General features: G+C 59.1%; 14 protein-coding genes. 8 read left to right on the top strand and 6 right to left on the bottom strand.

Annotated elements, in window-relative coordinates; all coding sequences use genetic code 11:
- Positions 1 to 30: 30 nt before the first annotated feature.
- The 3 genes from ACX80D_RS11410 to ACX80D_RS11420 all read right to left on the bottom strand — a co-directional run bounded on the left by ACX80D_RS11410 (position 31) and on the right by ACX80D_RS11420 (position 2,506).
- Complete coding sequence (locus tag ACX80D_RS11410) at positions 31 to 420, bottom strand: META domain-containing protein (protein ID WP_459322785.1); 390 nt, start codon at positions 418 to 420, stop codon at positions 31 to 33.
- Between the two features lie 176 nt (positions 421 to 596).
- Positions 597 to 1,298: an ABC transporter ATP-binding protein gene (locus ACX80D_RS11415; protein ID WP_459322786.1), complete on the bottom strand. Its 702-nt coding sequence runs from the start codon at positions 1,296 to 1,298 to the stop codon at positions 597 to 599.
- A 53-nt stretch (positions 1,299 to 1,351) separates the two neighbouring features.
- The gene (locus ACX80D_RS11420; protein ID WP_459322787.1) at positions 1,352 to 2,506 is read right to left on the bottom strand and encodes an FtsX-like permease family protein; all 1,155 of its coding nucleotides are present in this window, start codon (positions 2,504 to 2,506) and stop codon (positions 1,352 to 1,354) included.
- A 186-nt stretch (positions 2,507 to 2,692) separates the two neighbouring features.
- Between ACX80D_RS11420 and ACX80D_RS11425 the strand changes: the two genes are divergently transcribed.
- The 5 genes from ACX80D_RS11425 (at position 2,693) to ACX80D_RS11445 (ending at position 7,318) form a co-directional block, all read left to right on the top strand.
- Positions 2,693 to 3,985: a sensor histidine kinase gene (locus ACX80D_RS11425; RefSeq protein WP_459322788.1), complete on the top strand. Its 1,293-nt coding sequence runs from the start codon at positions 2,693 to 2,695 to the stop codon at positions 3,983 to 3,985.
- Positions 3,978 to 4,628, top strand: a complete 651-nt coding sequence (locus tag ACX80D_RS11430) for a response regulator (RefSeq protein WP_459322789.1) — start codon at positions 3,978 to 3,980, stop codon at positions 4,626 to 4,628. Before ACX80D_RS11425 ends, ACX80D_RS11430 begins: the two co-directional genes overlap by 8 nt.
- Before the next feature lie 354 nt (positions 4,629 to 4,982).
- Positions 4,983 to 6,266 carry a C40 family peptidase gene (locus ACX80D_RS11435; RefSeq protein WP_459322790.1) on the top strand — a complete coding sequence of 428 codons (1,284 nt, stop codon included), beginning with the start codon at positions 4,983 to 4,985 and terminating at the stop codon, positions 6,264 to 6,266.
- Positions 6,267 to 6,757: 491 nt separating this feature from the next.
- A complete protein-coding gene (locus ACX80D_RS11440) occupies positions 6,758 to 7,192 on the top strand; it encodes a hypothetical protein (RefSeq protein WP_459322791.1) in 435 nt (144 codons plus the stop codon).
- Positions 7,193 to 7,318, top strand: coding sequence for a hypothetical protein (locus ACX80D_RS11445; protein ID WP_459322792.1), 126 nt, complete (start codon positions 7,193 to 7,195; stop codon positions 7,316 to 7,318).
- Positions 7,319 to 7,421: 103 nt separating this feature from the next.
- Here ACX80D_RS11445 and ACX80D_RS11450 read toward each other — a convergent pair whose 3' ends face one another.
- Both ACX80D_RS11450 and ACX80D_RS11455 read right to left on the bottom strand, forming a co-directional pair.
- Positions 7,422 to 8,138 carry a response regulator transcription factor gene (locus tag ACX80D_RS11450; RefSeq protein WP_459322793.1) on the bottom strand — a complete coding sequence of 239 codons (717 nt, stop codon included), beginning with the start codon at positions 8,136 to 8,138 and terminating at the stop codon, positions 7,422 to 7,424.
- A 5-nt stretch (positions 8,139 to 8,143) separates the two neighbouring features.
- Positions 8,144 to 9,454: a sensor histidine kinase gene (locus tag ACX80D_RS11455; RefSeq protein ID WP_459322794.1), complete on the bottom strand. Its 1,311-nt coding sequence runs from the start codon at positions 9,452 to 9,454 to the stop codon at positions 8,144 to 8,146.
- Between the two features lie 178 nt (positions 9,455 to 9,632).
- Between ACX80D_RS11455 and ACX80D_RS11460 the strand changes: the two genes are divergently transcribed.
- Together ACX80D_RS11460 and ACX80D_RS11465 are read left to right on the top strand one after the other, a co-directional pair.
- Positions 9,633 to 11,315, top strand: a complete 1,683-nt coding sequence (locus ACX80D_RS11460) for an ATP-binding cassette domain-containing protein (RefSeq protein ID WP_459322795.1) — start codon at positions 9,633 to 9,635, stop codon at positions 11,313 to 11,315.
- Positions 11,316 to 11,378: 63 nt separating this feature from the next.
- The gene (locus ACX80D_RS11465) at positions 11,379 to 12,590 is read left to right on the top strand and encodes an MFS transporter (protein ID WP_459322796.1); all 1,212 of its coding nucleotides are present in this window, start codon (positions 11,379 to 11,381) and stop codon (positions 12,588 to 12,590) included.
- Here ACX80D_RS11465 and ACX80D_RS11470 read toward each other — a convergent pair.
- Positions 12,587 to 13,273, bottom strand: coding sequence for a phosphatase PAP2 family protein (locus ACX80D_RS11470; protein ID WP_459322797.1), 687 nt, complete (start codon positions 13,271 to 13,273; stop codon positions 12,587 to 12,589). The two genes, ACX80D_RS11465 and ACX80D_RS11470, sit on opposite strands and share 4 nt — an antisense overlap.
- 180 nt (positions 13,274 to 13,453) lie before the next feature.
- Between ACX80D_RS11470 and ACX80D_RS11475 the strand changes: the two genes are divergently transcribed.
- The gene (locus ACX80D_RS11475) at positions 13,454 to 14,401 is read left to right on the top strand and encodes an ABC transporter ATP-binding protein (RefSeq protein ID WP_459322798.1); all 948 of its coding nucleotides are present in this window, start codon (positions 13,454 to 13,456) and stop codon (positions 14,399 to 14,401) included.
- Position 14,402 lies beyond the last annotated feature (1 nt).

A 14,402-nucleotide genomic window follows, 5' to 3' on the forward strand; every position in this document is an offset into this window, starting at 1 on the left:
AGCAGCGCAGAAACTACAGCCGCGCAGAAACTAGTTGCGACGGTCCAGCGTGCCCAAGGTCCGGCCCTCGGCGTCCTTCAAGGTCATAACGTCACCGTTGAGCTCTACACCTGCGGTTTTCATGAGCCACTGGTCCACATCGTCGCAAGCCATCTGGGTGCCGCTGAGCTGCGAGAAGGTCAGTTCACCCTGGGTCTGGAACCACTGGCCGGTAATGCGGTTACAGCCATCGCTTCCGCTGACGAAGCCTGCCTGATCGAATTGTTCAGTTTTATCAGATCCGAGCGACAGCTCGAGGTACGGCAATTTGTCGCTGTTGTAACCATCGCCCCACGTGCCCACGGGACCCGTTGCGGCACCGCAGGAGGAGATGGTCAAAGCAAGGAGAAGGCTGCCGGCAAGGGCTGCAAGGCGTTTCATAATGAAGGTGGCTCCGATCGCGCTGGTATAGACATGCGTTTCCCTTATGGTATTGCATGGCTGCGCTTTCCCTGCTTTCCCTGCTTTCCTGACCGTCGGTTCCGGCAGCATGGATAAACAGTGCGAACATACATCGCGGACCAACGGTGCGGAACCTCTGGGAGAGCTTGGGCTGGCTAGGCGGCTACTCCGGTGAGGGATGACACGGGGGCGGTCAGGGCGCCGTCGCGCATGATGGCCACTCCATCGGTGATGGGAACAAATTCGGTGTCGTGGGTGACCATGACGGTGGCTACGTTGAACTCGTCGGTGACCTGACGTAGCAAGCGCACAATGGAGTCGCTGCGGGCATGGTCCAAAGCGGCCGTGGGTTCATCCACCAGCAGGACTTTGGGTGCCGCCATGAGGGCGCGGGCAATGTTGACGCGCTGGCGCTGACCACCGGAGAGCTGATGAGGACGCTTCTTGGCTGAGTCTGACAGACCCACTAGTTCCAGCAAGTCCGCGGCACGGCTTGCCGCGGACTTCACGGATTTGCCCCGCAGGTGTTCGGTGATGGTGAGTTGTTCGGCCGCTGTCAGCGAGGCCAGCAGATTTGGTTGCTGGAAGATGATGCCCACCTTGTCGCGGCGTAATTGAGCCAGTTCTTTCTCATTAAGTCGGGTGGCGTCAACGCCGTCGATCACTACCAGGCCCGAGGTGGGCTTGATCAGTGTTGCGGCAACAGCGAGGAGGCTGGACTTTCCGGAGCCCGACGGGCCCACAAGGGAGATGAACTGACCCGGATTCACAGAAAGATTCACCGAGTCCAGAGCCGTCATGGTGCCTTCGCCATCGGGGTATTCAAGGATCAGGTTGAGCAGGTTCAAAGCAGTCATCAGATTGTCCTCAGAGAGTATTGGGAAGGGGTTGAGGTGGAGAGAATAGGTGGCTAGTTGCCGCCGAGGGCGATCATGGCGTCCACGCGGGTGACCTTGCGGACCGCCAGCGCGGCGCCGGCCAGGCCCAGAGCCACGATCCCCGCGATCGGCAGCAGCGTTGTTGCCGGGGTGAGTAGGAACGGCGCTGCTTTCGAGGCGACGATGCCGCCCACGATCCCCACTAATCCGCCGAGTCCGGCGCCGGCCAGAAGTACCAAGGCTGCCTGCGTCAGTGCGTCGCGCAACAGGTAGCTGCCGGAGGCTCCCATGGCCTTCAAAACAGCAATGTCTCGGGTCCGTTGAACCGTCCATACCGTCAGGAACGCCACGATAACGAGTGCTGAAATACCGTAGAGGAAGGCCTGCATCATCATGAGTGAGCCGTTTTCGCTCTTGTAGCCACCCAAGCCATCGAAGGAGCCGTTTCGGGTAGTGCTGACGGTGCCAGCTACGGCATTGGCGCCGTCGAGGTTCACGGTGGCGCCCTTCTCAAAGGTCACGGCCAGCACAGTTGCCAGCTGGTCTGGATCGCTCAGATGGGCAACTTTGGTCCAAGTATTCAGCGTTGTCCAGACCACCGAGGTGTGCGAATACCACTGGTCCGGCACAATAGCGCCCACGGAAAGTTCCGTTCCGGCGATGCTCACGGCATCTCCTTGAGAGAGGGAGAGTTGCTGGGCGATGCCCTCGCCGATGATCACCGTTGAATCATTAATGTCCGACGGCGCGATCCCGGCTTGGGTGCCCGGCGTAGCGGACAGGGTTTCACCGACACCAAAGACGGCCACATTGGCAATACCTTTACTATCGCCCGCTCCTTGGAACCGGCTTTGGCTGATGCCCAGGGGAGCCACTGACTGAACGCCGGGTTGAGCGGCCCAACTCTTGGCCTGTTCGGCGGTGACCTGGCTTTCGGTGAAGGAGACCTTGGGATCATTCTTAGCCGGGGCACCAAACACCATTTGGCTGACCGCGGTGCCGGATCCTGTTCCTGTTCCTGTGCCCATCCCCGTGCCCAATTGGGCCACGGCAGACGTCGACTGGTTGCCGAGCCCGGCAGTCAGACCGGAAAGCAGCACCAACAGCAGGCTGATCAGAGCTACGACGGCGCCCATGAGGGCAAAACGTCCCTCGGCAAAGCGGATGTCTCGGATCGCGAGGAACATGTACAGCTTCTTTCGTAGGCCGGAGTAATGCTGGATTCATCCGGGCGTTTTCTAGTACTTCCACTCTCCTGCGGAACGCCTACGCTTCCATCGCGGGGTTGGTTGATCCTGCGGCGGCGAGAGGTTGATGCGCCAGTCAACCTTTTGGTTGATACGGGTGTGCAGGCGTGCGCTTATGCTGGTGACATGTCTGCCGTGGATGCCCCGCCTGTGAGCAGTGCCGCGATTCTGCGGTTCCTGCGCGTCACCTTGCACGTTGCCTTTGCCGTGCTGCTGGCCGTGGGGGTGATGCGCCTTCTCCTAGTTGGCGCCGACGGGCCGGGCCGGTACAACTTCCTGACATTGTCCGTTGCGCTTGCGGCGATTTATTTGGTGGGCACCGTGGCGGAGAAGCGCTTTTCAACAGGGTTGAGTGAGCGGAATCCGCGGCGCTGGGCGGTGCTGTGGCTTGGCCTGATCACGGTGCTGTGGGCGGTGTTGATGGTGGGGTCGGTGGAGTTCTCGTGGCTTGTTTTCCCCTTGTTCTTCTTGCATCTGCACCTTCTGCCGCGGTGGGCAGGGATCCTGATGGTCTTGCTGATGACAGCTGGGGTGGTGTTTGCTCAATGGAATTCAAGCGGAGCGGATGTTCCGCCGCTGCCAGTTGTGGTGGGGCCGGTGTTTGGAATGGCGTTCGCAGTGGCCGCATCCAAGGCGTACAGGCTGCTGTATCAAGAAGGCGAGAACCAGCGTCGAGCTGCGGATGAGCTGCGACGCACCAGAGCTGAACTGGCCGCCACCCAACACGAGGCCGGGGTCCTGGCCGAGCGTGCACGGTTGGCGCGGGAGATTCATGACACCCTGGCCCAAGGCTTCTCCTCGATCATTTTGGTGTCCCGGGCAGCTCGGCGCAGTTTGAGTGCCGCAGATCTGGAATCCACGGAGGAAAGCCTGGCCATGGTTGAGGCCACCGCCGCAGAAAATTTGGCCGAGGCTCGGAATTTTGTCCGCGGTCTCTCCTCGCCAGTCCTGGCCGAGGCTTCTCTCGCGGAGAACCTTTCCAGGCTCTGTAACCAGACGCAGCGGGAGGCCAGTGCGCGCGGCGGTTCATTGCGGTGTAGCTTCCGGCTTGATGGTGAGCCGATCGACCTGCCGCAGCCCTACAAGGTCACCTTGCTGCGCGCCGCTCAGGCGAGCCTCGCCAATGTCTGGCTGCACGCGAAAGCTGGCTCCGCCGTCGTAAGTTTGGCCTTTCTAGGCACCGAAGTGACCCTGGACGTGTTCGACGACGGACGAGGCTTCGACCCGGAGAGCCTCGCTGACTCTGTCGCTGGCAGGGTGGATGGAAGTGGCTTTGGGCTGCGATCGTTGCGTGAGCGGGTGGTGGCGCAGGGTGGGACGCTGACCATCGAATCGGCCCCGAGCGAAGGAACGGTGGTGGCCATTCGGCTGCCACTCGGTGAAGGCTCCCGTTCAATTCAAGGGGATGACAATGGGTGAAATTCGGATATTGCTGGTGGATGATCATCCGGTGGTGCGGGCAGGGCTGCGGGCCATGCTCACTGAATTTGAGGGCTTCACTGTGGTGGCCGAAGCTCCTGAAGGTGAAGCCGCCATCAAGGAGGTGCGCCGATTTCAAACTCTCGGCGACCCTGTGGACGTGGTGTTGATGGACCTGCAAATGGGTGGCGGGATGGATGGGGTCAGTGCTACAAGAGCTATCAAGAAACTGCCCGATGCCCCGCCGGTCCTGATTCTGACCACGTACGACACCGATGCCGACATTTTGGCGGCAGTGGAAGCAGGGGCCAGCGGCTACATGCTCAAGGACGCACCCCCGGAACAAATCCGCAGCGCTGTGCAGCAGGCTGCAGCGGGACAAACCGCGCTGGCACCTGAGGTGGCGGCCCGGCTCATGGGCAGGATCCGCAACCCGGCTCCGGTCCTATCAGCACGCGAGGTGGAGCTAGTGGAACTGCTCGCAACGGGCATGAGTAATAAGGCAATCGCCAAGCAACTGTTTATCTCGGAGGCCACGGTGAAAACCCATTTGGTGCATATTTACGACAAATTGGGCGTAGATAATCGCACGGCCGCGATTTCTGTGGCCGTGGCACGCAGGATTATCCGAAGTGCAGGATAAACCGATTCTGAGCCTTTGAGGGGTAAGCCATTTCGGGAACCAAGGATTATGTGTAGTGTGAGCTACAGCACATGGAGCCGGGGCTGGATCGGGTTCTTGGGGGGTGACTGAAGATTTGCCAATCCCCACAAAAATGATCTGCGTCGCATTTCCACGTACCGTGATATGCATAACAATTGTGGGGAATAGTTTGAATTTCTGTTAGTCACTGAGCTGGATTTTTTCCTGAAAGTTCTTCTTGAAGGATTCCTCTGGCGTAGAGACTAGCGTAAGCACTCAATGCCGCGTGCAAGGAAGCGAGAGGGGTACCGAGTGACGTTTTCGAAGCGTACATCACGGCCGTACCACTTGAGCATGGCGGTGGTTTGTACGCTCTTGGCATCCGGTGGATTTGTAGTGGCCGGCTACGTTGGCACCTCGTCCGCTGATGCTGCAGCATCCTTAGATGCTCAGCAGCTCATTCGCAGCTCAGCTACTTTCGAAGTGGCCAGTCTCGCTGGTTTTGACTCGATCTCCACACACGGCATGGGAGCTAATATTTCCTTTGCCAAGACTCTCATCCTCGCCAAAAAACCTCCCGCACCGCAGTTATTTGACCTGACCGATCCCGATGGCAACACCCCGCACTTGGCACGTTCCGTCCATGCCATGCGAGGAGACATCCCAGAGGTCTCGGCGTCATTGATTTCTCAGGTCCGCAAAGACATCCTCACTGCAGCGTTCCAGGGCTTAGGTCACCACTATGTTTGGGGTGGCACCAGCTTTGATCATGGTTGGGATTGCTCAGGATTTGTTCAGTGGGCCTATGCCCAGGCTGGTGTAGCACTACCGCGCACTGAGCAATGGATGCCCATGGTGCAAACGAACAACCCACAGCCTGGCGACATTGTGGTGCAGAATCCCGACGGCCCCAACCATTGGTCGCATATTGGCATTTACATCGGCAATGGCAAGATGATTAGCGCACTGAACCCGTCAGTGGGCACTTTCATCCATTCCCCGGCGGATGTCAGCAGCTCCTCGGCGTACTTCACCATGCCAGCGTTTGCCGCTGCGGATGAACGGGCGGCCAAGAACGTGAAGGAAGCTAAGGGCAAGAAAGACGGTACTGGAACAGTCGGAAGCGCAAAGCCCGCCACTTCCGGAACGCCATCGATCACACCCTCCACGAAGCCGCCCACCATCACGGACCCTGGAACAACCGATCCCGGTACCACGGCGCCATCAACGACTCCTCCCACCATCACGGACCCGGTAACAACCGATCCCGGCACGACGGCGCCAACAACGACTCCTCCCACCACCGCGGGTCCTGGAACAACCGGTCCTGGTACCACACCGTCATCAACGACTCCTCCCACGTCTACCGATCCCGGGACAATGGCGCCCACGTCCACCGAGCCGAGTGATTCCCTTCCTAGTACGACGCCGCCCATCACTTCCGAACCGCCCACTACTGAGGAACCGAGTGCTGCGGAGCTGAGCACGCCGACCGCAACCGGAACGGCTTCGGCGGATCCGGGCGTGACGTCGCCGCCGGAGGCCCCTACGCCTCCCGAGCTTGCTGCTCCGAGCGCGTCTATGAGTTCACCGACCTTTGAAGGATCACCAGCGCTTGGCGGTGCCGTGGCTCCCTAAGCACGCTCCTCTCGAAGTTCATAGAGGGTGCTTGTCACAGTTCTAACACTGCGGCAACCGCTCTTTGTGGTTAATGGCGAGATAGTTTTCCGGCGCCAATGACGGTCTAGAAAGTGGCGTGCTTCATCTCAGGAGCAACCAGTGTTATGAATCGCAACATTATGTAGGCTGACTTCTCGTCACTTTACTGATTGATGGTGACGGATAAGCATGGACATTAATAACAAGCCATCCTCATCGCCTAAAAGTGAGTTTCCATGTCATTGCTTCACACAGAGAATTCGGCCAAGCAGCCGGTGCTGTGCCGGCACTAGCTTTGTCCTCAGCGCCGATGGCTGCTCCTGGAACACCCCTTTCCACATCCAACATCAAGCACGATATGGCTGTGGATGCTGGTGGAACAACTTTGGAGGCTATCCCCGTTGGAAGTTTCGCCGATCCGGCCAATACGCCCGCGACCCCAGCTGACCCGCAGCGTTCTCCCAACATGGTTGAGGGGCAAGGCCCCGGACGATTTCAAGGTAGGCACCCAGATGCCGCTGGTGACTCACGGTGTTGATCCGCAAGCCCTTACCCTCACCTTGGAAGCTACTGGCCCCGGCTCAGGTATTGCCACGATTGAATACTCAGTCGATGGAGGCGCCACGTGGACGGCGTACATGGAGACCAGCAAGGCAGGGGGCGACGGCGTGTCCGTTGACTACCGCCTCATGGACAAGGCCGGGCTGGTGTCAGACTCGAATGTTGACGCAGTCATTGCTCCGGTTGGTACGACGCAGCCTCCTGCTCCGTCCTTGTCGGCGCCGACCTCGGCAGTTGCCGGCTCCACCACTACCTTCACAGCCAAAAACCTGATCGCTGGAGAATATACGTGGACAGGGCAAATATTTGGGACTCTGGCGACGGGCGCCGAAGGGCCCGGTTAATTGCAGAAAATCGGGGAAGCGTGGAGCGGTAAAGGCGACTGGATCGTGGCTGAACGGACCATGGCGGAAGACGAGACGGTGGTCGATATTACGAACGATGCCGGTTACAGCCACGGCGTTGACTAGTCAGAAGAAGTCCACGCTATTCGCATCTCCTCGTTTTCTCCCTGCCTCACTATGGATCCGCCATATGAGTACGGCAACAAGTACTGAGTGCTGACTGCTTGGTTCAGTTGCCGTTTTGCAGGAATTGCAGCACAGCCAACACGCGGCGGTGATCGTCGCCGCTTTGATGTAACCCCAACTTCATGAATATGGCGCTGATGTGTTTCTCGACAGCACCGCCGCTGACAACCAGTGCCTTGGCGATGCCGGCATTGGTCAATCCCTGGGCCATCAGTTCTAGCACTTGAGATTCGCGGGGGCTTAGCGTTCGGATGGGATCGCCGGCCCCACGGTTGGCCAATAAAGCGCTGATGACTTCGGGATCGATGACGGTCGAGCCCGCCCCAACGCGGTCAATGGCATCGGTGAAATCTTCAAATCGGGCAACTCTGTCCTTGAGAAGATACCCCAGTCCAGCGCCGTAGGAGGCTCCGGCCAGCAGCTCGCTGGCATAGCTGAGCTCCACGTATTGGGAGAGCACCAAGACGGCAACCGAGGGGAACTGCGCCCTGACTTCCAGAGCCGCCTTCAGCCCTTCGTCCCGGTGTGAGGGCGGCATGCGCACATCGGTGATCAGTAGATCGGGCACGTGCTCTTCGACGGCCGCTAACAATTGGGTTCCGTCGCCCACGGCCGCGCACACTTGCGCACCCGTTTCCTCGAGTAATCGAACAAGGCCCTCACGGAGCAGGACTGAATCTTCAGCCAGAACAACACGCATGGTTTCAGAGTAGCCGTTCGCTTCATCTGCCAACATTGTGCCGGCCCCGAGCTCAGCCATGATCTTCATCCAAGGAGAGGGATGCTGGCCCGGAGAGTGGTGGGGCCACCCGCGGGGCTACTGATCTCCAACGAGCCATCTACGCCGGCCAGCCTGTCGATCAAACCCGCCAGTCCGTGGCCCTTGCCCACATGAGCGCCGCCGCTACCGTCGTCGGAAACTTCAATGGCAAGTTCTGATTCGGAACGGTTTAGCGTCACAGCTGCAGTACTGGCGCGAGCATGTTTAGACACATTGGCCAGAGCTTCCGAGACTACAAAGAACGCCGCATTCTCGGCAGCCTCAGGCAACCGGTCTGCGGGCCGTAAATTGCCGCTCACCTGAACGGGGACCGTGGCGCGTGCCGCCACGGAAGCCACGGCCACGTGCAAGCCGCGGTCAGCCAGTAGTGGCGGAGCAATGCCGCGGGAGAGGGCGCGCAACTCATTGAGGGCTTCACGGCTTTGTTCCAGCGCGCCTTCCATCAGCCTATTGGCACCTTCCGGATCTGTTGCCATGCGCCGCTGAGCAGCTTCGACATCCATCTGCAACCTGATGAGGCGTTGCTGGGGACCATCATGAAGATCACGTTCGATCTTGCGCATCGTTTGGGCTTCTTCTGAAACTATTTGGGCGCGGCTAGTGGCTAGTTCTTCACTACGGGCTCGTAGGGCGATTGTTTCGTTTGTCAGCAAGACGCGTGTTAGTGCTGCGTCACCGAGCGCCAGCAGATGCGTGATGAAGGGCAAGAGTAGCAGCAGTACCACGCCGCACAGGAGATCAAACCAGAGCCCTGCGGTCGCCGGGCTCACGTTCAAAACAGTATCCAGATTTAGGATCTCTGCCAGTTGGATATTTTCCGGCGGAAGGTAGCTGATCCAAATCCATTGCGTCAACAGGCCGAGGGATCCAGCAGCGAACGTCAGAGCTATGCAGAACGCTGCGGTGCGGTACGGAAAGGAAATAAATAAACCATGGATGAAGTCTTTCCATAGCTGGGGATCAGCCAAATTCCGAAACATGCCGCTGATGGTACTTCTTTGGGGTGTGCGGTAATGAACTGGCGGAATTTCTCCGGCCCAACGTTGTAATGCCGCCCGGTTCACGGTGGCAAACCAACGGGCTGAAGCCAGAGCGGCCACCAGGACGGGTAGTCCAACCCAGATGATGATGGTGGAAAGGCCCAAGCAAAAGAGGGTCACGAGTACCGTGAAAGAGATTAGAGAAATAAAGAAGCCAGGCACGATGTAGGCCAGATCATTAGCGATCTGGCGCCATGTGGAGGGCCGCAGGATGAACCACGATTTGGGTGCTTGAGTGGCAAATGAGTTATTCATATATCAATCCTTGCCGTGGCCGGGTCCTGGAACCATCATGCCAGCCGGTGAAAGCGAGGTGGGGATAACCCCACCTGATCCGCCCGGATCGTGCCTCGCCACAGACCCCTAGCGGTTCGCCCTCTCCTGCCTGTCTTGTGCGGCCTGCATACCTCGGCAAAGATGGGAGAATTATTCCGTGGGACACATTGACGTTGCAAACATTGACTATTTTCTCTCCGACGGCCGGCAGCTGCTGAACGGGGTGAACTTCCGCGTCTCCGATGGCACCAAGACGGCCTTGATTGGGCCCAATGGCACGGGCAAGACCACGCTGCTGCGTATCATCTGCCAAGACATCAAAGCAGATGAGGGAGCCGTTTCACGTTCGGGTAGCATGGGGGTGATGCGCCAGTTCGTGGGCCAAGTTCGGGACGAGAGTACTGTGCGGGATCTGCTGCTCTCCGTGGCATCTGCGAATATCGCCGCCGCAGGGAAGGCCGTGGATGCCGCCGAAGAGGCCATGCTGGAGCGCGACGATGAGCCCAGCCAAATGGCGTACGCCCAGGCGATCGCCGATTGGGGCGATGTGGGCGGCTACGAGATGGAAACAACGTGGGATGAAGTCACTATGGCCGCCATGGGCATGGACTTTTACACCGCCCAGTACCGTAAAGCTGCTTCGCTCAGTGGCGGCGAGCAAAAGCGCCTGGTGCTTGAAGCTCTCTTTTCTGGCCCCGACGACCTTCTCTTGCTGGATGAGCCGGATAACTACTTGGACGTGCCCGGCAAACGCTGGCTCGAAGCCAAAATGGCGGACTCACCCAAATCAGTGCTGTTCGTCAGCCACGACCGCGAACTGCTGGCCAACGCTGCAACCCGCATAGTAACGCTGGAACCGGGGATTAACGGCGCCTCCAGCTGGACCCATGGCGGTGGGTTCGAATCTTATGTGAAGGCCCGCGAGGACCGTAACGCCCGCTTCGAAGAATTGCGGAAGCGATGGGACGAGGAGCATATCAAGCTCAAGGAACTCGTCAACATGTACAAGACCAAGGCCGCCTTCCGTTCCGATATGGCGAACCGCTACCAGGCTGCACAGTCGCGCCTATCCCAGTTCTTGGAGCAGGGCCCACCCGAGGCGCTACCCATTGAGCAAAATGTGAAAATGCGTCTCAAGGGTGGCCGCACGGCCAAACGCGCCATTATTGCCACAAAGCTGGAACTCACCGGCCTCATGAAACCGTTCAGCACCGAGGTCTGGTTTGGCGACCGCGTGGGCGTACTGGGCTCTAATGGTTCGGGCAAGTCTCACTTCCTGCGTCTCTTGGCGGCCGGTGGCTCGGATCCGGACAAAGAACATGAGCCCGTGTCCGACGTAGAGATTGCCCAGGTGCCGCATGAAGGTTCGGTGAAACTCGGGGCGCGCATCCGCCCTGGTTTCTTTGCCCAGACCCATGCCCGGCCGGACCTTCTGACACGCACATTGCTGGATATCTTGCACCGTGGGGACGAGCACCGTTCCGGGATGGGGCGCGAAGCCGCGGCCGGTGCGTTGGATCGTTACGGTCTGGCGTCCAGCTCGGAGCAAAAGTACGACTCGCTTTCCGGCGGTCAGCAAGCTCGTTTCCAAATTCTGCTGTTGGAACTCTCCGGTGCCACCTTGCTCCTGCTCGATGAACCTACGGACAACCTCGATTTGCACTCAGCTGAGGCGCTGGAGAAGGCCATCGATTCGTTCGAAGGCACCGTTCTGGCCGTCACCCACGACCGCTGGTTCGCCAGGTCCTTCGACAGGTTCCTGGTCTTCGGTTCCGACGGTAAAGTCTACGAATCCGATGAGCCTGTGTGGGACGAAAAACGCGTCGAGCGCGCCCGCTGATGCTCAGGCTAGAGTTGTTCTGATCACCTTTTCGCACACCATCAGTTAAGAGCGTCCTTCACTATGAATCAGCAGGCGGTCCGTGCTGCGACCATTGCCACCTTTGCCGTCTTCGCAATCAACGGGTTTGTGTTTGCCAGTTGGGCTGCACGTATTCCGGCAGTGACAAGAATTCTCGATCTGACCTCGGGCCAAATGGGTTTGTTGTTGCTGACCATCGCCGCGGGATCTGTCATTGCGCTTCCCGCTGCAGGAACCGTGGTTGGCCGCGTCGGCACGGCGTCCACCGTCAGGATCGGCGGCTTTAGTCTGGCCTTTGGCGGATTGATCGTGTCGATTGCTTTGGCACAGCACAATGTTGCGCTGACCGCTGTAGGACTCTTCTTTTTCGGTATTGGCATTGGCCTATGGGACGTTGCGCAGAACATTGAAGGTGCCGACGTGGAGCGGCATCTGCGCCGCACCATCATGCCGCAATTCCATGGTGGATTTAGTGGTGGTGCGTTGGTCGGCGCCCTCGTGGGGGCGGGACTTTCGGCTATTAACGTCAGCATGCCAGCGCACCTGCTGGCCATCGTGACCGTCGTAGTCCTTGCGATGATCTTTGTCCCCAAGTATTTCCTGCCGGATGTGGCACAGTCCGGCAGCCAGAGCGGTGAAAACCAGCCGAGCGGAGTCACGGTCCCAAAGGGTCGCAGCGCTTGGGGTGAGAAGCGGACACTTTTGGTAGGACTGGTGGTTCTGGGTGCGGCCCTGACTGAAGGATCGGCCAATGACTGGATTGCCAAGGCCGCTGTTGATGGGCTGGGTTCCAGTGAAGCCGAGGGTGCCATCATGTTTGCTGTTTTTGTTGCATCCATGACGCTCTTTAGGTTCTTTGGTGGCCGGTTGATTGACCAGTTTGGTCGGGTTCCGGTGCTGTATGGGAGCCTAGGATCGGCACTGCTGGGCCTAATTATCTTTGTGCTGGCACCGAACATGCTGCTGGCCGGCGTGGGCGCAGTGCTTTGGGGTGCCGGTGCGGCACTGGGCTTCCCCATGGGCATGTCCGCGGCAGCTGATGATCCCGCGCGGGCCGCCGCCAGGGTTTCCGTGGTTTCCACGATTGGCTACGTGGCGTTCCTTGCGGGTCCGCCGCTGCTGGGATTCCTTGGCGATCACGTCACCATTCGCTGGGCACTGCTGGCCATTGCCGTTGCCATTGTGGCTTCTATTCTGACCGCACCCGCAGCGAAGCCGCTACCTGAGTCGGAGTTTGAAAAGAGCAGTAACTAAGCGGTCTGCGAGTTCGCTGGGACCCTGTCCGTACGAATATTCCGATCCAGGCATTTATCTCGCAATAGTGCCCAGAGCAGCAACGTTAGCCCTACCCCCACCAGGACTCCGGCGATGGTGTCAGAGAACCAGTGGACACCCAAATAAGTGCGGCTGTACATCATGGCAATGCTGAGAATGGTGCCGCTGATCCACATCCACAACTTGCCCAACACCACAGCTGTGACCACCATGGCGGTTACCGTGCCACTGACATGTCCGGAAGGGTATGAACCGTGGTCAACAGGCACCAGCCGGTCAGCGGGACGTGGGCGGTCCACCAAAAACTTGATCAGATGAGTTAGCCCCAGGGCGCCTAAATTGACGGCAGCGGTGAAGAGCGCCAAGCGCCAATGGCGGCGCAAGAGCACCAAGAGTAAAAGTACAGAGTAGATGACCATTCCAGTGTTGCCAGCAAAATCCAGTACGCGGTTCGCGTCGGTGAGCCACGGTGTCCGGGAGCTGCGCATCAGCTGGTACCAGCCGTCGTCGAACTTATGAAACGGCGGATGGTTGCCGGTAGCCATCATGATCCAGACGCCAGCAAGCACAACGGCTAGAGCGGGCAATGAAACCCAGAACAGTCGGGACCGCGACCAAGCGAGCGGACGCAGCGCGGTAGATTGAGCTGTGGAGAGTGGCATCGTTCCAGTTTAGAGGGAAGATCTGCCCGCGGCATGTCATCCATTCGGACGACCCTGAGTGAACCCTGAATCATCCCTGAGAAGGAAGATATCTGCTGTGCGAGTGCGTACGGTTGTAATAGATTCGAGAAAAGACGCCTGTCACAGTTGTGCCGGCGCTCATCCAAAGGGGATGTCCACATGATTGAGGCAGTAAACCTGGCCAAGCACTACGGTGCCAAGACCGCGGTTGGCGGTGTCACGTTTACCGTCAAGCCGGGAATGGTGACGGGCTTCCTGGGCCCTAACGGCGCCGGCAAATCAACCACCATGCGGATGATCGTTGGGCTAGATGCGCCTTCGCGAGGAACTGTCACCGTCAACGGCAAACCCTACGCCAAGCACCGTGATCCGCTTCGACAGGTTGGTGCGTTGCTGGACGCCAAGGCTGTGCACACCTCGCGCACCGCCTACAACCACCTGCTGGCCATGGCCGCCACGCACAGCATCCCCACCAAGCGTGTCAATGAGGTCATTGATATGACTGGTCTGGCCGCCGTGGCGAAGAAGAAGGCTGGCGGTTTCTCCCTCGGTATGGGTCAGCGGCTCGGCATTGCCTCCGCATTGTTGGGCGATCCGCAGACGCTGATTCTCGATGAGCCGGTCAACGGCTTGGACCCCGAGGGCGTGCTGTGGGTGCGTAACCTCGCCAAATACCTTGCCTCGGAGGGCAAGACCGTGTTCTTGTCATCGCACCTCATGAGTGAAATGGCGCTGACAGCCGATCACCTCATTGTCATTGGCCGTGGCCAGATCATTGCCGATGCTCCCATCGCGCAGATCCTCGCCGGCACCCAGCAGGCCAAGGTCCGGGTGCGCACCGCCGAGGTAACCCGGCTGAGTCAATTGCTGGGTAGCCAAGGTGTCCAGGTGCAGAGTCACGAGAACGAGACTCTTGAAATCACCGGGCTCGATGCACGCCAGATCGCCCAAGTGGCGCTGGAAAACCAAGTTTTGGTCTACGAGCTGATGCCACTGACCACATCCCTGGAAGATGCCTACTTCAACCTGACCAAGGATGCAGTGGAATACCACTCACAGGATCTGACCAACAATGCGCCGGATCCGGCCGCTGTGAAGGGACTCTAAC

Source organism: Arthrobacter sp. Sr24 (assembly GCF_054511175.1).